The sequence below is a fragment of the Paenibacillus sp. RC73 genome, assembly GCF_044908085.1.
GTDB classification, from domain to species: Bacteria; Bacillota; Bacilli; order Paenibacillales; family Paenibacillaceae; genus Paenibacillus; species Paenibacillus terrae_A.
On sequence record NZ_JBIYCV010000001.1, the window covers coordinates 590,114 to 608,417 of the forward strand.

General features: G+C 45.3%; 17 protein-coding genes and 1 tRNA gene. 5 read left to right on the top strand and 13 right to left on the bottom strand.

Going from position 1 to position 18,304, the window contains the following annotated elements; genetic code table 11:
• Positions 1-208: 208 nt before the first annotated feature.
• On the top strand, positions 209-793 hold the full coding sequence (locus tag ABH897_RS02755; RefSeq protein ID WP_014280814.1) for a helix-turn-helix domain-containing protein: 585 nt from the start codon (positions 209-211) through the stop codon (positions 791-793).
• A gap of 175 nt (positions 794-968) precedes the next feature.
• Here the strand turns inward: ABH897_RS02755 and ABH897_RS02760 are convergent, their stop codons facing one another.
• From ABH897_RS02760 to ABH897_RS02775, 4 genes are all read right to left on the bottom strand, one after another.
• Positions 969-2,666, bottom strand: coding sequence for a ribulokinase (locus tag ABH897_RS02760; protein WP_283655431.1), 1,698 nt, complete (start codon positions 2,664-2,666; stop codon positions 969-971).
• Positions 2,663-3,373, bottom strand: a complete 711-nt coding sequence (araD, locus tag ABH897_RS02765) for an L-ribulose-5-phosphate 4-epimerase (protein WP_404591142.1) — start codon at positions 3,371-3,373, stop codon at positions 2,663-2,665. Before araD ends, ABH897_RS02760 begins: the two co-directional genes overlap by 4 nt.
• 346 nt (positions 3,374-3,719) lie before the next feature.
• On the bottom strand, positions 3,720-4,817 hold the full coding sequence (locus tag ABH897_RS02770) for a GntR family transcriptional regulator (RefSeq protein ID WP_283655430.1): 1,098 nt from the start codon (positions 4,815-4,817) through the stop codon (positions 3,720-3,722).
• Between the two features lie 198 nt (positions 4,818-5,015).
• A complete protein-coding gene (locus ABH897_RS02775; RefSeq protein WP_283655429.1) occupies positions 5,016-6,167 on the bottom strand; it encodes a sn-glycerol-1-phosphate dehydrogenase in 1,152 nt (383 codons plus the stop codon).
• Positions 6,168-6,335: 168 nt separating this feature from the next.
• Between ABH897_RS02775 and ABH897_RS02780 the strand changes: the two genes are divergently transcribed.
• Positions 6,336-6,539, top strand: coding sequence for a hypothetical protein (locus tag ABH897_RS02780; protein ID WP_283655428.1), 204 nt, complete (start codon positions 6,336-6,338; stop codon positions 6,537-6,539).
• A gap of 219 nt (positions 6,540-6,758) precedes the next feature.
• On the opposite strand, the gene fabV is transcribed toward ABH897_RS02780, so the two are convergent.
• Complete coding sequence (gene fabV / locus ABH897_RS02785; RefSeq protein ID WP_283655427.1) at positions 6,759-7,931, bottom strand: enoyl-ACP reductase FabV; 1,173 nt, start codon at positions 7,929-7,931, stop codon at positions 6,759-6,761.
• Positions 7,932-7,960: 29 nt separating this feature from the next.
• A complete protein-coding gene (locus ABH897_RS02790; protein ID WP_283657791.1) occupies positions 7,961-8,923 on the bottom strand; it encodes an arginase family protein in 963 nt (320 codons plus the stop codon).
• Between the two features lie 115 nt (positions 8,924-9,038).
• On the opposite strand from ABH897_RS02790, the gene ABH897_RS02795 reads away from it, so the two are divergent.
• The gene (locus tag ABH897_RS02795) at positions 9,039-9,584 is read left to right on the top strand and encodes a CGNR zinc finger domain-containing protein (protein ID WP_283655425.1); all 546 of its coding nucleotides are present in this window, start codon (positions 9,039-9,041) and stop codon (positions 9,582-9,584) included.
• A gap of 128 nt (positions 9,585-9,712) precedes the next feature.
• On the opposite strand, the gene ABH897_RS02800 is transcribed toward ABH897_RS02795, so the two are convergent.
• Positions 9,713-9,796 (bottom strand) — tRNA-Leu (locus ABH897_RS02800).
• A gap of 417 nt (positions 9,797-10,213) precedes the next feature.
• Here ABH897_RS02800 and ABH897_RS02805 point away from each other — a divergent pair.
• On the top strand, positions 10,214-10,651 hold the full coding sequence (locus ABH897_RS02805; protein WP_283655424.1) for an N-acetyltransferase: 438 nt from the start codon (positions 10,214-10,216) through the stop codon (positions 10,649-10,651).
• Between the two features lie 103 nt (positions 10,652-10,754).
• On the opposite strand, the gene ABH897_RS02810 is transcribed toward ABH897_RS02805, so the two are convergent.
• Together ABH897_RS02810 and ABH897_RS02815 are read right to left on the bottom strand one after the other, a co-directional pair.
• Positions 10,755-11,261, bottom strand: a complete 507-nt coding sequence (locus ABH897_RS02810) for a GNAT family N-acetyltransferase (RefSeq protein ID WP_283655423.1) — start codon at positions 11,259-11,261, stop codon at positions 10,755-10,757.
• Between the two features lie 77 nt (positions 11,262-11,338).
• A complete protein-coding gene (locus ABH897_RS02815) occupies positions 11,339-11,854 on the bottom strand; it encodes a hypothetical protein (protein WP_283655422.1) in 516 nt (171 codons plus the stop codon).
• Between the two features lie 382 nt (positions 11,855-12,236).
• Here ABH897_RS02815 and ABH897_RS02820 point away from each other — a divergent pair, with 382 nt between their 5' ends.
• Positions 12,237-12,725 carry a hypothetical protein gene (locus ABH897_RS02820; protein ID WP_283655421.1) on the top strand — a complete coding sequence of 163 codons (489 nt, stop codon included), beginning with the start codon at positions 12,237-12,239 and terminating at the stop codon, positions 12,723-12,725.
• A gap of 94 nt (positions 12,726-12,819) precedes the next feature.
• Here the strand turns inward: ABH897_RS02820 and nspC are convergent, their stop codons facing one another.
• The 4 genes from nspC to ABH897_RS02840 all read right to left on the bottom strand — a co-directional run bounded on the left by nspC (position 12,820) and on the right by ABH897_RS02840 (position 18,278).
• Positions 12,820-13,959 (bottom strand): carboxynorspermidine decarboxylase, encoded by a 1,140-nt coding sequence (gene nspC / locus ABH897_RS02825; protein WP_283655420.1) that lies wholly within the window; start codon positions 13,957-13,959, stop codon positions 12,820-12,822.
• 8 nt (positions 13,960-13,967) lie between these two features.
• Positions 13,968-15,167, bottom strand: a complete 1,200-nt coding sequence (locus tag ABH897_RS02830) for a saccharopine dehydrogenase family protein (RefSeq protein ID WP_137062499.1) — start codon at positions 15,165-15,167, stop codon at positions 13,968-13,970.
• Between the two features lie 425 nt (positions 15,168-15,592).
• Positions 15,593-17,473, bottom strand: coding sequence for a molecular chaperone HtpG (htpG, locus tag ABH897_RS02835; protein ID WP_404591145.1), 1,881 nt, complete (start codon positions 17,471-17,473; stop codon positions 15,593-15,595).
• 181 nt (positions 17,474-17,654) lie between these two features.
• Complete coding sequence (locus ABH897_RS02840) at positions 17,655-18,278, bottom strand: SMI1/KNR4 family protein (RefSeq protein WP_283655418.1); 624 nt, start codon at positions 18,276-18,278, stop codon at positions 17,655-17,657.
• Between the last annotated feature and the right edge of the window lie 26 nt (positions 18,279-18,304).

Here is an 18,304-nt window from a genome sequence, read left to right on the forward strand (position 1 = left end):
ATAAAAAAAGAACATCTTTCCTTCATTTCCATAATAAATACGACAATTTAATATATCGGCCCCTTAAACGCCCCTTTTCATAGGTCAAATGGACCTTATTTTCCATAAACCGGTTAAGCCCATGGGATTAAAAGAAAATCAGGAGGGGAGTCACTTGCAAAGCCCCCTTCGGGTATAGTAGTATGTGGTTAAAAAAATCGGAGGATATATGCCTAAACAACAAGATAAACATTCCATTCAGGCGTGGTCTCTGATCAATCGCAAATATTTGGGAAAAGGTGTGCGCGTCAAACGTTTTCGCAAGCCGACACGCTGTCAAGTGCGCAATCGTGTTCTGCTAGCCGTTTTGATGGCTAATGACATTAAACTGTCTCAGCTTGCCGAGGAGCTTTCCATTTCCTCCCGTAGCGTCAGCGCGTGGGTATATGAAGGTCGTATTCCCGGCAACACTAATCTGGAAAAAGCTTGTAATACACTTGGTTATCCGCACCATATTCTGTTTAATGAAGAGGTTGTCCGGCGTTCACCGCTCATCTGTCAGCCATCACCGTCCCGTTTTATGAAACGGACTGTGACTCGTTCCCCGGTCAAAAACCGGATTTTGGCGGGTCTATGTATGGTCCATGATATTTCGGTGACCGATGTCAGTCATTGGATTGGCGTTCATCCCGGCACATTTCGAAAATGGTTGCACCAGGGTACCGTTCCTTCTCAAACCTTCCAGGATCAGGCGGAACAGTTTTTCCGCATTCCAAAATCCATTTTGTTTGCTGATGCCATGCTGAAAAAGTGAGAATGCCCGTTAAACCTAAACGATTGTACTTTACCTGAAAGTCTATGAAAGGAACGCATTACCATCTTTCATTTCATAAGACTTTCGCCTGTTGCAAATCATGGAATATAAGAACAAAGAAAGCACAGTCTGCCATTTTCCCGGCGTACTGTGCTTTTTTAGATACCTTATCTTTTTAAGAATGAGTGCTTGCCGCTTGTGTAGAACGTCCGGCTTCTTCCTTAATCGCCTTCAGCTTCTTCATCACCGGATTGCCTCCACGTCCAAAGTAGTCGTGAAGACGGCTGTATTCCTCGTACAGCTTATCATAGACGGCCGCGTTCTCCGGGATCGGTTTGAAGCTCTCGTCCCGTACACGAGCCATATGGCGCGCTGCTTCGACGATATCGTCATACCCTCCGGCCTCTGCTCCCGCAGCCACTGCCGCGAACATCGCTGCGCCCAGGGCAGGGGTTTGAGTAGAAGCCGCCACTTTGATCTCCCGTCCGGTTACATCGGCATAAATTTGCATCAAGAGACGGTTTTTCTGCGGCAATCCACCGCATGCATACAATACATCTACCGGCACGCCGTTGTGATGGAACGCATCGACGATTTTACGTGTACCGAACGCTGTGGCTTCCAGCAATGTACGATACACTTCCTCCGGCTTCGTCAGCAGCGTATAGCCGACAATAAGACCCGTCAGGTTCGTATCCACCAGCACAGAACGGTTGCCGTTCCACCAATCCAGCGCAAGCAATCCGGTTTCGCCCGGTTTGTACGCTGCCGCTTTGCGCTCCAGCCACACATGGACGTTCACGCCTTCTGCCGCAGCCTGCTCCTTCACCTCACCGGGAACAGCATGCTCAACGAACCATGCGAAAATATCTCCTACCGCCGACTGACCAGCCTCATAGCCGTAATAGCCCGGGATAATTCCGTTTTCTACAACACCGCACATGCCTTCGACTTCTTTTTCTTCCTCACCGAGCAGCATATGACAAATAGAAGTTCCCATAGACATGACCAGCTTGCCTGGTGTAACGACACCTACCGCCGGAACAGCCGCATGTGCATCCACGTTACCTACTGCTACTGCAGTTCCCGGATTCAGCCCGAGCTTTGCAGCCATGTCCTCTGTTAATCCACCTGCACGGCTACCCAAGTCATAAACTTCACCACGCAGCTTCGTATCTGTCAAATTTTCCAGACGAGGATCGAGCGCTTTGAAAAACTCACGGTCCGGATAACCGTCACGATGATGGTAAATGGACTTGTAACCCGCTGTACATTGATTACGTTTCAGTTCTCCACTAAGCTGGGAAATAACCCAGTCGGTCGCTTCTACAAAGCGATCTGTCTGATCATAAATATCCGGCGCCTCGTTCAGAATTTGCCAAATTTTTGCGATCATCCATTCGGATGAAATTTTACCACCATAACGGGGCTGAAATGCCTCTCCGCGTTGTGTGGCAATTTCATTCAGACGATCCGCTTCATCCTGCGCTGCATGGTGCTTCCACAGTTTTACCCAGCTATGCGGGTTATCCTTCAGGTTCTCGTCAAAACACAATGGTTGTCCCTGCGCATCGATTGGCAGCATCGTACATGCTGTAAAATCAATCCCGATCCCGATGATGTCGTCAGGAGAAATCCCCGTCTCCTTCATGACAGCAGGTACAGAAGTCGTCAGCACTTCAATATAGTCAGCCGGATGCTCCAGCGCCCAGTCCATTTCCAGCTTGCGTCCGCTGCCAGGCAGCACTTCATCAATAACCCCATGGCGATATGGTGTTACGTGTGTAGCAATTTCAGCTCCGTTAGAGAGGTCAACAATGACCGCGCGCCCGGACTCTGTTCCATAATCGACACCAATGGTATACTTGCTCATTTGTGTGTCTCCTCCTTTTTCGTTTGACCATAGTAGGCGTTCGCTCCATGCTTGCGCAGAAAATGCTTATCCAGCAGCGCCTGATCCATAGAGGTTAATTCCGGGTTCAGCGCGAAGGAACGGTACGCCATCTTGGCTACTTCCTCCAGCACCACCGCATTATGAACGGCATCATCGGCATTTTTCCCCCAAGCGAACGGTGCATGCTGATTAACGAGTACACCTGGAATATCCGCTGGACTAATATCCTGAAACGTCTCAATAATCACATGTCCCGTCTCCAGCTCATACTCTCCGGCAATTTCCTCTGAAGTCATCGCGCGAGTACACGGAATCGTTCCATAAAAATAATCACCCTGTGTTGTCCCTAATGCAGGAATCGCGCGTCCTGCCTGTGCCCAGCTTGTGGCCCAAGAGGAATGCGTGTGTACAATACCACCGATTTGTGGAAACGCACGGTACAGTGCCAGATGTGTAGGTGTATCTGATGAAGGACGAAGGTCCCCTTCAACAATATCGCCTTGCAAATTGAGTAAAACCAATTGCTCTGCTTTCAGCTCCTCATAGGCCACACCACTTGGCTTGATTACAACCAGTCCCTGCTCACGGTCGATACCGCTTACATTTCCCCACGTAAAAGTAACCAGACCATGCTTGGGAAGAGCCAGATTGGCCTCCCATACTTCCTGTTTTAATTGTTCTAACATGTATAAGACACTCCTTTTACTATCATTTCTGAAATGGAAGTGCTAAACCCAGCTTCAAATGGAAAACCACAAGAGGATCATAATGTCCCTTATCCTTGGTTCCGCTTTCATTATACACTTGTACGTACAACTTAGCCAGTGTTTTTTTATACGTTTTTTCACTGCGTAACTGTTTATGTTTTCAGAAAAAACATAGCAAAAACAGCCTATTTTCTGCAATCCAGAAAACAGGCTGTACGATAAGGCGAGTAGGCAGGCCGATACGCTGTGAGGTGTCAGAACTACATTTCTTCCAACTTGTCCTTACATGTATCCAAATAAAAACTCGCCCATATTTATTAGGTTCTTATACGTCACTGGCAACAGGACCCGTAGATTCACGGATAATCAGCTCAGGTGGAATAATCCACTGGCGATCCTCTTCGCGGAAGCCCTTTTCTTCGATCATCGACAGTATCGTATCAGCGGCGCGAAGTCCCAGCTCTTCTTTGGGATGGCGGATTGTAGTTAGCTTGATTTCCGTTGCCGTTGCCAAAAAAGAGTCATCAAACCCCACCAGCGACAAATCGCCCGGAATGCTCAGACCCGCCGAACGCACAATGTCCAACAAACGCACAGCCAGCTCGTCATTATAGGTTACCCATCCGGTAGGGCGCTCTTCCGGCTCCATACTCAACAGTGCAGACGCACGCTGTAACGGAACTTCATTTTTTTCTTCTGTCCGGTAGGTGGTCACTGCATTCGGATGCAGCGTAACCCCATATTTACGGTGGGCGGCCACAAATCCCTTCATACGAAGAATTCCCTGCATATCATCTGTCTTGAAAAACCCGGCTAACCGCCGATGTCCCAACTTAATTAGATGCTCAGCCGCTAAAAATCCGCCCTTCTCATCATCCACACGCAGACATGGCGCATCCATTTCCTCATACCGGGCATTAATCATTAAATAAGGAATTTGGCGGTTTTCCACGGTCAGGTAATAATTGAGATTGGGGTTGCGCTCCCCACTTTTGGTCGGCTCAATAATAATCCCGCTCAATGGCTGACTAAGCAGCATTTCCAAACACTGCCGTTCCTGCTCAGGGTCATTGCCTGTGCTTGACAGCAGTAGCTTATAGCCCTGACGACTTAATTTGGATTCAATTCCCTGCACAATCGACGGAAAAATATAATCCGATATATAGGTCGTAACGACCCCGATCGTCCGTGGGTCCTCGGGCTGCTTGCTATCCCGTGTGGCGACAAAGGTCCCCTTGCCCTGCATGCGAAACAGCCAACCTTCCTGCACCAGCTCACCTAACGCCTGACGCACGGTTTGCCGACTAACCGCAAATTGCTCAGACATTTCATGCTCAGATGGAAGCTGGCTTTGAGGCTCCAGCCTGGATGAATGAATCCATGACAAAATTTCCTGTTTAACTTGTATATATTTGGGCGCCATAATTTCCTCCGTCACTTGCAATATCGTGTACCCTTTTGTATTTCACGATTATAGCATATCGTTCATTTGTACATACAAATGTTACAGGAGCAGGATATCGTTGTATAGCTGCCGGAGGCGTAAACCCATTCGCTAATCCCTTCCATGTTACAAGTGCTTGGTTATCCTGTCTAAATACCGCTTCTGTAAATGTGCATTTTATGAGCGAAGCAATTGATGATCGTTCATATACTTGAGCCCTGTATAGCGATTACGCAGGGTATGAGCCGTGCGAAGTGCGCGCGCAAGCTGCTCCTCGGTTACGCCCAGCTCGGCAATCGTAGACGGACCACCGACCTGAGCCAGCCATGCACGCATCTGCTCCGACGTGGGCAAGGTTCGATATACCTCAAAAGCATCCACAGCTTGGCTGGCAACCAGGTCCCTGTACAAGTCCGCCAGTAAAGCAGAAGCTACGCCCACTTTGGCACCATGCAAAACTTGCTTGCGTCCCTCCGCAATAAAATCCATTTCAATTCGGTGAGAAATGTGGTGCTCTCCCCCCGATGCTGGACGGGAATGATCAATCATCAGCATGGAAATGCCGGATGCGATCAGCGCGTTCATCAGCACTTCGACACCTGCCTGGCTACCCGCCGCAATCTCATCAACATGCTCTACACAGGCCCGCAGCGCCTCCTCCGTAATTCGATTAGCCAAAAGCGAATACGGTTCGCCCCCCAAATCCCTGGACACATGCCAATCGGCTAATGAGGTGAATTTGCCGAGCATATCGCCAAAGCCTGCAGCAGTCATCGCTTGTGGCGCATTCGCCAGTACGGATAGATCAGCAAAGATCGCTTCCGGTGGAACAGCCTGGAATGTCTGCTTGCTGCCGCCCACAATCAACGGCGCGCCTGCCGATGTGAATCCATCCACAGAAGCGGCCGTCGGCACCGACAGGAACGGACGATTCATTTTATAGCATGCGAAGCGAACCAGATCATGAATAGTGCCGGAGCCTACGGCCAGTACAGCCTGACTCTCATCTGCCACGCCCAACAACACCTTTACGATATAGCCCTCATCTGCAATCACATCCCCCACAGCATTGGGAGGCAGCCGAACCACATCGACCACCAAACCTGCGTCACGTATCCGTTGTGTCAACTTTTCCCCTGCCGCCGCAGAAGTATGTTCATCCTCTACCAGCGTCATATGACGGTAATTTTGTTGCTTCAGATAAGGGACGACGGCTTCAAGCGCTCCATCACGCACCTCAATAAACAATTCGACCTTTCGGTAAGGGTGATCGGTGTAGTTTGCCTGTGCTTCTTCGTTCCACTGCTTGATCTGCTCATTCATATTCATTTGATCTACCTCCTGAAAAGGAATAATTTGCACAAGAATGATCCATACTATTAAAAAGATTCTCTTTGAAAACGATTTCTATTTAATTGTACGCACAAGTTCCTGTCCAAGTCCAGATGAAAAGTACAAGTTGCTTTTCAAATCCTGATTCCGAAAGGAAAAAAGCTTATGAAATTCAGAACAGACATCGCTTGCGCACTCGGTTTACTGGCAGGCACAACCTTTGGCAGTGGTATCGCTTTTTTATTCGGCTGGCAAGCCTACCAGGCTTTGACCTCCGTATCTGTATTTGGCGTTGCCGGGATCATGATTACCATCGCTGTTTTTCGTCTGCTTCATCACAAATCGGTTTCTACGTCAGATCCCCGATAGTTTCAGCTACTGAAACAAGAACACTTTGCTTGTACAGCACCATTCCGCCTGCTCCGTTTGCATGTACCTTTTTTTAGTTCAGCTTATATACATTTGCCTAACATATGAGGATTTTGCATAAATCCTGATATAAAAAAACGGGCCTCACAAGCGATTTATTTCGCTTGTAAGTGCCCGCTTTTATTATGTGTGTAGTACAATTCGAGATCAGCCATGATTCTACTGAATATCTGGATTTACATCCAAATCATAATCAATTTCATCAAACCCGAATCCAAACAACTGAAGGAAATCGAGACGATATTGTTCAAGGTCGCCCCGTTCAGACACATTTTCTGTAGTAATCCCGGACCAAGCCTCTTGGACAGCCTGCTGGACATCCGCTCTCATTTCCCAGTTGTCCAGACGAATGCGCCCTTCCTCATCGGTTTCCACTGTCGATCCACTATATAGCTTTCCGAACAGACGCTGCGCTTGCTCGATACAGCCCTCATGCAAGCCCTTTTCCTTCATAACCTTAAACAGTAAGGAAATATACAGAGGTACAACTGGAATAGCCGAGCTGGATTGTGTAACCAAAGCTTTATTTACAGAAACGTAGGCTTTTCCATCATAATGCTCCAGTTGCTTCGTTAAGCTGTGCGCTGTGGCCTCCAAGTCATTTTTGGCTTGGCCAATGGTTCCTTTACGGTAAATGGCCTCCGTGATCTCTGGACCAATATACGAGTAAGCCAGTGTGGTTACCCCTTCAGCCAGCAGATCAGCTTCTTCCAGCGCTTTTAGCCATAAGGACCAATCTTCGCCCCCCATTACCGTTATCGTATTTTCAATTTCCTCCTCTGTAGCCGGTTCCAGCGTAATCTCCGATACGACACCTGTATTGGTATTCACCGTTTTATCAGAAAAGGGCTGCCCGATGGGCTTGAGAACGGAGTTGAAGGTTTCACCCGTATCGGGATGCGTCCGTCGTGGTGAAGCGACACTATACACAATCAGATCTACCTTGCCCAGCTTCTCCTTAACCAGTTTCAACGTTTCCTGCTTGATTTCATGGGAAAAAGCGTCTCCATTAATGCTTTCTGCTATGTAGCCAGCCGCTCTAGCCGATTCCTCAAAGGCTACAGTGTTGTACCATCCAGCTGAAGCTGTGCGTCCTTCTGAAGCAGGGCGTTCATAGGATACACCTATGGTATCAGCTCCCATACCAAAGCTGGCAGCAATGCGGGAAGCCAGTCCATAGCCGGTGGAAGCTCCGATCACAAGCACCTTTTTGGCTCCTTGTATTGAAGGACTTTCTTTGATGTAGTCGATTTGACGATTGACATGAGCCGCACATCCTCCTGGATGCGCAGTAGTACAGATAAAGCCACGGACTTTCGGTTTAATAATCATTGCAAGGGCCCCCTACTTTGGCATTCATTTTATATAGATGGAATGGTTGTCCAGTCATAACTATATAGCAAATCAGCTTGAGGCTCAACCTTTTGCGGGCGTAATACAGCAGTCAACATCTCTTTAAAGTTTGCTGCTACCTTCAAGCCGGGATCTAAATCGGGGTCTAGTATAGCCACACTCATGCCTACTATTTGAGGTGATTTCAGTAAGACTCTAAGAACATCTGTGAGTTCCTTCCACTGCAAGCCATGAGATTCCGGGCAATCCACACAGGGCATGAGCGTTTTGTCAAGCACATCTGCATCCAGGTGAAGCCAAAAACCGTCAACCTCTCGCTGATGAATGAAATCATTCAAAAAATCCTCAGTCCTGGCACCCCCTTCCCGAAGAGAGCGTTCCGCACTGAAGCAGGTAATGCCCTCCGTCTTTGCCTCTTCTATAATGCTCTGCTCCGGATCTGATTCGCGATAGCCGAAGGTCAGGACATTGGAACTCTGAATATAAGGTTTTCGGTTTTCCAGATTGGTTAAAATATCTGTTCCTTTACCCGTAACAATAGCAAGGTCCATACCAGCCACAACGGCTTTATCACTATTTCCTTTATGGTAATAATCTGGATGTGCGTCTATATGAACTAGTCCGTAATTCCCCTTTCGCGCCAGCGCCAAGGCGCTTCCCAGCAGCACACTGCAATCGCCGCCCAGAACAAGAGAAAACGCAGAGGTGCTCAGTACCTCCTCCACCGTATCTGCCAATTCAATGGAAAAAGCGGCCACCTGAGCCCCAAATAAGGCGCCGTCGTTGTATGTATACTTCTTCGGATATGCAGGCTGAGACAGCCTTGTCGCGACTTGTGCTCCGATCGCTGTGTGAAGACCCAACTCCTCAAGAACAGCGGGAAGCTTCCAGCAGCCTCTTTCTCTACCGTCCGGATGCCTGCTAAGGCCAAGATTGGTGGGGGCATGAATAATGCAGATTTCTTTTTCCATCGACAACCAACTCCTTTACCTTCGATTATGAGGCATAGCTATTTGCTAAAATGTAATACATAAAATATACTTTAAGCATTACTATATCCCTCAACGTGTAAGGAGTCAAACTGAATTGGAATATTACAACGAACTCTGGTTTTCTTTCACCTTCGATCTATTAAATAGTTATGATCCCTACTATGAAGAACCGGAACGGCTTGACAGTCCGGAACAATTAAATGATTTGCTACAAAAGTATGGAGTGTTATGCGATGAAACGGTAGCTCTGAAGGAGCTAACAGCCGTGCGTGCTTACCGCGACAGACTGCGCGATTTGATTATGAGTGGAAGTGATGAGCAACTGGGAGAATTTCTGACGGAGAGTGAATTGCGTTCCCCCCTGCGCCCACGATTAAATGCACAGGGAGACGGCAGCTTTCGTTATGTTTACAGTCCACCTGATAAAAACACAGGCAGCTTGGCCGACCGTATTCTGGCGGTCTGTTCGCGTACGCTCGGAAGAGAACTGACCCTGTACGGAAGACCAAGACTCAAAGTCTGCGTCTCAGATCCTTGCCGTGAAATATTTTCCGATCATTCTAAAAACAGACTACAGCGGTTCTGTAGCAAACGTTGCTCTACCCGTTATCATGTCAAGAAACACCGGGAATCACAATGAAATACACGCCCGGGTAAATGGCTAATGCTACGCTCATCCCTTTGATATTACTATCAGCGCTATAGATAACATAAAAAAGGTTCATCATTGCTACAATGAGCAATGATGAACCTTTTTTATGTTAATGATGCGGTCGAGAGGACTCGAACCTCCACGGGGGTTAGCCCACACGGACCTGAACCGTGCGCGTCTGCCAATTCCGCCACGACCGCATAGTATGTAATCATGCCGATGTTTATCTATGTAACAGGGCCATAAATAATGCCCAGTACATATAATCACCGTAATTAAGATTATATCGCTCATAGAGAATAAAAGCAAGCCATTCTTATATTATATTTTCTATATATAATTCCAGAAAACATGTGAAAACAACTGGATTTCTCATACCATATATGGTAATATGGACGCATCAGGAAAGGAGGTGCGTCAACATTAGTAATCAGATGTTGAACGTGTCCCTTACCCGGTCCGCCATTCTCTAATTCTCAGAGATGACGGAGGCGCGGGATACGGATCAAAGCTTTAAATAAGCGCCACGGGTAGAAAGACCGTCTACGGACGGTCTTTTTTATGTTAAACATCATACTATTGTAATCACATTACATACCGGGAAAAGGAGTCATTCTATGTCTATTCAACCAGGAAAAGTGGAAGAGTTTAAAGATTTAGCAGCTATATGGCTGGAAGCTTCCATAGAGGCCCATCATTTTATTGATCCACAATATTGGACATCACAGGTTGGCGAAATGGAAGACAAATACCTTCCTCTAGCTCAAAACTACGTTATTATACAGGACGATCACACTATTGGTGGCTTCGTTTCCATGATAGATGGATATTTGGCGGCCTTATTTATACGAGTAGGTTCCCAACGAAAAGGCTATGGCAAGTTACTACTAGATTGGGTTAAGAAGCAATATGAGCAGATCCAATTGAAAGTATACCAGTCCAACACGAAGGCATTTAACTTTTATACCAGAAATGGATTTATCATTCAAGAGGAATCCATTGATCCAGAAACCCGTGAAAAGGAATTTGTAATGGTTTGGACAAAGCACAAGTAACATTAAGTTACATTATCTCAATGAAGTCAAAGGCTCTGCTCCCGTATAAATACGGTAAAAGCAGAGCCTTATATATTTTACCTACACTAATATATATGTTCTCTCATTTCAGCCCGTAAACCTCGGTATATAAAATTTGTCTAAACGGCGCAAAATCCTGCTCTGTCAGCGCATACGGATAGCTCATAATTTGAAGCCTCAGATCGGCCTGTCTTTCCCTCAAAGGAGGCTGTACATACTCAAAATCGTTGAGATGGAATCCCAAGCGTTCATAAAAACCAATTCTTCTCCGAGTCCATTCATCCTCAGGTGGCTCAACCTCCAGAACTACTGGTTTATCGGACTGTGAAATAAATCTGCTCATGAGCTTTTTACCTAACCCGCCACCACGTATAGCCTGATCTACCGCAATATGCTCTACAAACCGAAAATGTGTAAATTCCCAGCCTGCCAGAAAAGCGATCGTATGCCCTTGCTCATCCTTTTCAGTGATTAAGCGATAACAAGGATGAGTAAGCAGTGCCTTTTGCGACGCAAAGATTCTACATTCTGTTTCAGGAAAAGAGGCTTCCATAATCGCATACACTTGTGAGAATTCAAGTTCATTCATTTTATATTCCCTGCTCCTTTAATTCTAACTTCCCTTTCCAGTTCAATTCAATCTGACCAAATCGTTGAAATCAATTTTCATACCTTGTGTAATTCCGTAAGCGTCAGCAAAATATGCTCCAATAGCTCCGGGATATCCTCCATCTGATCTTCATTAATTTGTCTGGAAAATTGAAGCTCAATCTTGTTTTGGTATGTAGTTGCCTCCTCCCCGTAAACAAAGCTGAGCGTTTGGAGCGGCCTAAGATCCGGCTTCCAAATTTGCGTCAATAAATCTTCAATCTGGCTGCACTGTGTTTCAATCTCACGAATCTCCATATAGAAGCTGAGCAGCAGCACACATCCGGGGATTTGATCTTCGATCTCCAAAATTTCCGCAGCCAAGTTATTTAAATCTGCATTTAAGCGAATTTCTGCCGTCACACCGGGTCGTTCCGTCAGCCTGAATTGTATAGCGAATTCACGCGACATTACGGACATTTCCAATCGGTCGATCCGTTGCGTGATTTCAATACGTGAATCCAGACTATCCAGATCGTATACTGCATTTTCCATACCTACTTTTAAATTATCAAAAACCGTCGGGTCAAACATGTTCATTTCACCTCTGCCTATCATTCCATATGTTTCATACATTTAACATTCAAATAGGTTTCCAATCCAATGAGTATATCATAAATGTTTGCAGCCAAGAAATTTACCGATTTTCCAGCAAAAAAAGCTCTGATCATGTATTCCATTTTGAGCTGTTAGTAGATACTTCATTTCCTTTTCTACAGAACTTCCTTGGATTTTACTTCTGAGGGATGAAAAAATACACCTTTGTAACAAAATGTTCTATTATATTTATTTTATTGATAAATATTCCTTTTTATTATTCCAATTTACTGGTAAATCACATACAATTAATCTGAGTTCTATTACTAATATATTCATATAAATGAATATAAATCCCAAAAAGAGAGGTAGTTTATTCATGAAAAAAACGTTGTTAGCTTCATTAGGTCTGACACTTATGTTAAGTACTTCTGCCGGTGCCGCCTTTGCTCAAGAAGACATTGCTTCACCCACTAAGGAATCGATTAAACTCTATGATAACGGGACCGACAGAGAGCCTAATAATAGCTTTGAAGAAGCAAGCGAAGTTTGGTTGGGTGATGATATATATGGAACCATTGGAAAACTTACTCAAGGGAATTGGGATTCATACGATGTTTTTAAGTTCAAGGCTTTTCAGACCAAACGGGTTAATTTTAAAATTGAAGGGGATAAGTATCCTAATGCATGGTTAAAATTGGTTCTATCCGATAGCAATGGTCATGAGATTAGAGCAGCGGAAAATCGTCAGAACACTTTAGGCAAAGAACTTGAAGCTGGCAAATGGTATTATATAGCAGTTGAGGTTCCAGGCTACGAAATTGGTCAACAGTTCGATTATAGGCTTACAGCTACGATTGAACAATAAATATTAAAAATTCTAACCTTATAAATCAAAAGCCGCGTCCCTATCTCAAGGGACGTGGCTTTTTGTAGTTCAGTCATTTCACACTATCCATATCTTACGACAGACGTGAGCTAAAATCCTCATAGGAGAACTGGCGGATCACCTTAATGCCTTCTTCGTCATTGTAGCTGGCGATGGCTGGCAGGTTGACTCCGTTAAACATGTGGTTTTTGACCATCGTATAATGGGCCATGTCGCAGAATACAAGCTTGTCTCCCGGCTTCAATGGCTCTTTAAAGGAATAGTCGCCAATCACATCTCCGGCCAGGCAAGTAAGTCCACCGAGTCTGTAGGTGTGTGCATACTCACCAGGTTGGCCTGCATCAATGATATTCGGGCGATACGGCATAGCCAGTACATCAGGCATATGACATTCAGCCGAAGTATCCAGAATGGCAAGGTCCATTCCGTTTTTCATCGTATCCAGAACTGTAGCAACCAGATAACCGGTATTCAAGGCGATAGCTTCGCCCGGCTCCAGGTAAACCTGTACACCATACTTATCCTGAAAATATTGGATGCAGCGTACCAGCGTGTCCAGATCATAGTCTTCTCTGGTGATATGATGACCGCCGCCAAAATTAAGCCATTTCATTTGCTTAATGTATGGCCCGAACTTCTCATCCACGACTTTAATGGTGCGCTCCAGCGTGTCCGAATTCTGTTCACACATCGTATGAAAATGAATACCGTCTACGCCATCCAGATCCTCAGGTCTGAAGTTAGCCAAGGTCACACCCATTCTGGAGTTGTTGTAGCAAGGATCGTACAACGGAGTTTCGATTTCCGAATATTCCGGATTGACCCGAATTCCAATTTCTATCTTTTTGGAAGTCACGCCTTGCACCTTACTTTTGAACCGTTTCAATTGATCGAAGGAGTTGAAAACGACGTGGTCAACATACTCCAGTAGCTCGTCAAATTCACTGTCAACATAAGCTGGTGCGTATACGTGAACCTCCTTGTCCATTTTTTCGCGACCCAGTCTCGCCTCGAACAACGAACTGGAAGTTACGCCTTTTAAATATTTACCAACCAGAGGAAATGTCGAAAACATCGAAAATCCCTTAAGAGCAAGCAAAATATTGCAGCCTGTTCGCTCTTGAACAGAATTTAAAACCTCAAGGTTTTTCACAAGAAGTCTTTCGTCAACAAGGTAACAAGGTGATGGAAGTCCGCTAATATCAATATTCATCACAGGCCTCAATCAAGCAACGTTGGCGTAAAGCTCTCTTGCCATGGCAATCCGTGTTTATTCAGTGCTTCCATGAATGGATCTGGATCAAATTCCTCAACGTTGTATACGCCTGGTTTTTTCCAGATGCCTTTAATGATAAGCATTGCGCCGATCATGGCAGGAACACCTGTCGTGTAGGAAATGGCTTGGGAGCCAACCTCTGCATAACATTCCTCATGATCACACACATTGTATACATAATACGTTTTCGGTTTTCCGTCTTTAACGCCTTGGATGATACATCCAATGTTCGTTTTACCCTTGGTTCTAGGTCCGAGGGAAGCCGGGTCTGGCAAAATGGCTTTCAGGAATTGCAATGGAATGATTTGCTGTCCTTCGTAATCAATAGGCTCAATGGAAGTCATGCCTACGTTTTGAAGCACGTTCAAATGATTCAGGTAGTTGTCCGAGAAAGTCATCCAGAAACGGATTTTTTTCACGCCTTTAATGTTTACTGCAAGAGATTCCAGTTCTTCATGGTACAAAAGATATATGTTTTTCGGTCCGATTTCAGGAAGGTCGTATACCTTTTTCTCGGAAAGCGGCTCAGTTTCAATCCACTCTCCATTTTCAAAGTAACGGCCCTTCGCCGTAATTTCCCGAATATTAATTTCCGGATTAAAGTTAGTGGCAAAAGGATATCCGTGGTCCCCTGCATTCGCATCTACAATATCAATCGTATGAATTTCATCAAAATAATGCTTTTGAGCATAAGCCGTAAATACTCCAGTCACGCCTGGATCAAAACCGCTGCCCAGCAGAGCTGTAATGCCCGCTTTTTCGAATCTTTCTTTGTAGGCCCATTGCCAGCTGTATTCAAACTTCGGCGTATCCGGCGGTTCATAATTCGCCGTATCAACGTAATGAACGCCTGTCTCAAGGCAAGCATCCATAATCGTCAAATCCTGATAAGGGAGAGCCACATTGATAACTACATCCGGTTGAAAGCTTCGAATCAGGTCAATGACCATGTCGGTGTTGTCAGCATCCAGCTGAGCCGTTTGTATCTTCGTACGGCCTCCACCCAGCTTTTCTTTAAGCGCATCGCATTTCTCAACAGTTCTGCTCGCGATACAAATTTCTTCAAATACATCTGGGTTTTGGCAACATTTATGCACCACAACGCTGGCCACGCCACCGGCGCCAATAATCAATGCTTTTCCCAAAATAAATAACCTCCTTATTCCATACGCTAATCGCTAATCATTCTTGCAAACAAAATGATTATAAAGACATCCCATCAAATAATCAAGAAAAACGATAATTTGCAGTGTAAAAATTCACACCACTATGTCACAAAAATTTTACAAATCCCAAATTCAGGCATGAAATCACCATAAAATAAAGAGCACAAAGCCCCTCCCAAGGCGTTCCAAGGAAGTCAGTGCACGTTTACCGGAAGTTTTTTTGCACTCCAAGTAAACAGCCTTAAAGAGTTAATATTATCTTATTTCTAGTAAAAAGGCCACCCGCCATTTCCTTTGAAGAAGATTCAGAGGGGGGGAAAATGATTGGCTGGTACTGTAGGATTGTTTATCATGAATAAAGCCGCCCCCGATGCGGGAACGGCTCTGTACAGCATTAAAGCTTGTTAAACCATAATTTTGCAAATATCATTGGTGAATTCAACCGGGTCTTGCAGTGGCAAACCTTCGATCAACAGAGCTTGATTATACAGCAATGCCGTATAGAGATTGACCTTCTCCTTGTCCTCAGCAAAAGCCTCTTTCAAAGAGTTGAACACCGCATGGTTGATGTTAATCTCCAGTACTTTATTCGCTTTTACATCGGCGTTGTTCGGCATGGCGTTCAAGATTTTCTCCATTTCAATCGTCACTTCACCGTCTGCGGACAGACACACCGGATGTGTCTTCAAGCGCTTGGAGGCTTTAACACTGGATACCTTGCCTTCCAGCAAGCCCTTCATGTACTCGAACAGCTCTTTGTTGTCGTTTTGTTCCGCTTCTGTTTCCTTCTCGTTCTCGTCAGCCTCAATGCCCAGATCGCCACTGGATACGGATTTGAATTCTTTCTCCTTGTAGCTCATGAGCATTTTAATAGCGAACTCATCAATATCATCGGTGAAGTACAGAATTTCGTAGCCCTTGTCGGCCACCATTTCGGTCTGCGGCAGCTTCTCAATACGTTCGTTGGACTCTCCGGAAGCATAATAAATATACTTCTGATCCTCAGGCATACGCGATATATATTCGTCCAGTGTAACCTGCTTTTTCTCTGTAGAAGAGTAGAACATGAGGAGATCCTGAAGCGTCTCCTTATGAGTTCCATAATCGTTGTAGACGCCAAATTTCAATTGTCTTCCAAATGATTTGTAGAATTGATCATACTTTTCCCGGTCATTTTTGAGCAGAGTCAGCAGCTGGCCTTTGATTTTGCTTTCGATATTTTTGGCAATCAGCTTCAACTGGCGGTCATGCTGCAACATCTCTCTGGAAATGTTCAACGACAAGCTTTCGGAGTCCACCATACCTTTGACAAAGCTGAAATAATCCGGCAGCAGGTCAGGCGATTTTTCCATAATCAGCACGCCGTTGGCGTACAGTTCCAGCCCTTTTTCATACTCCTTGGAATAGAAATCAAACGGGATATTTTCTGGAATGAATAAAATAGCCTGGTACACCACCGCGCCGTCCGCGCTGACGTGGATATGCTGGAGTGGCTTGTCATAGCCATAGCGTTTTTCCACATAAAAATTGTGATAATCCTCGTCGGTCAGCTCGCTTTTGTTCTTTCTCCAGATTGGAACCATGCTGTTAATAAGCTGTTCTTCTTCGTAATCCTCGAACTCGTTGTCACTGCCCTCTTTCAGACGTTTGCCTGTAACATCCATCTTGATCGGATAACGGATAAAGTCGGAGTATTTCTTGATCAGTGCTTTTAAACGATACTCGTCCAAATATTCGTCGTAGGATTCATCCTCGGTGTTTGCTTTGATTTTCAAAACAATCACAGAACCGACTTCATCCTTCTCGGCCGGCTCAATGGTATACCCGTCTGCACCTGTGGATTCCCACTTATAAGCGGTATCGCTGCCCAGTGCCTTTGTAGTCACTGTAACGACATCCGCCACCATGAACGCCGAATAGAAGCCTACCCCGAACTGCCCAATGATGTCATGACCATCCTTGGATTCATTCTCATTTTTGAACGCCAGTGAGCCACTTTTAGCAATGACACCCAAGTTGTTTTCCAGTTCTTCCTTCGTCATACCAATCCCGGTATCGCGAAGAGTGAGCGTTCTGTTCTCCTTGTCGGCTGTTACTTTGATATAGTAATTTTCTTTGTCAAAGACCAGTTGATCATCCGTCAGCGCTTTGTAATAAATTTTGTCAATCGCATCACTTGCGTTGGAGATCAGCTCTCTTAGAAAAATTTCCTTTTGCGTGTAAATCGAGTTAATCATCATTTCGAGCAGACGCTTGGACTCAGCCTGAAACTGTTTTTTCTCCATTCTGATATCTCCTTTCGAATATGAACCTTATGTAAGGTAAGGCTGCACATGGGGAACCGTCCAAACTCGAAAGTCTGTTAGCACTCCCCTCATTCGAGTGCCAGCCTACCTTTTTTTATAACATTCCTCATTTTTTATGTCAATACGATAGATGCATAATATAGTCCCAATTCCGAAATTGTTAGTGCCTGATCTGCTTAAACATCACGTTAAACATCTCGACAGAAGATGGGAACAGTCCTTGTACATGGGGAATCAGATTTTCCCTGATGCGTAAATCGTCCTCGTCCAGATGTTTCAAATCCTGGTGATAGAACCATACAATCGGATAGTCACCATCTTTTTGTCTACTTCCTGCATTCAAACAGACAGGACCTTCGTTTTCCTCAGCAATTGCAAATGGAATATAACCTGCCGATAGCAAGGGCGACCATTCGCGGAGCAAATCATGAAATCCCTTCAAGCCTTGGCCCACAGGCAGTCGTGGAAACTCAATAAAGGTACAATCGCTCCAGTAGACTCCAGGAATGAATTCGTTATCGAATTGCAAAGACACATAATGATAGGACATGATGAAACTTCTCAGCAAGGGAGGAAGCTCGAAATGGTAGGTTTCCTCAAGATCCCGAACCTCCTGCTCTGTGATCTGCGAAGGAAGAGGCTTCCACTTGATCCAGCCTTCCTCATCGGCATTGCCGTCACGCATCTCGAAGGGTACATTTTCTACCAAATCCATAAAAAAAGCTTCATCCATATGTGCAAATAACTCCTTCATGGATGTGCGAATATCCGCCTTCTTGTCCATGTCCCCGCACCTCTTTCCTTTCTATA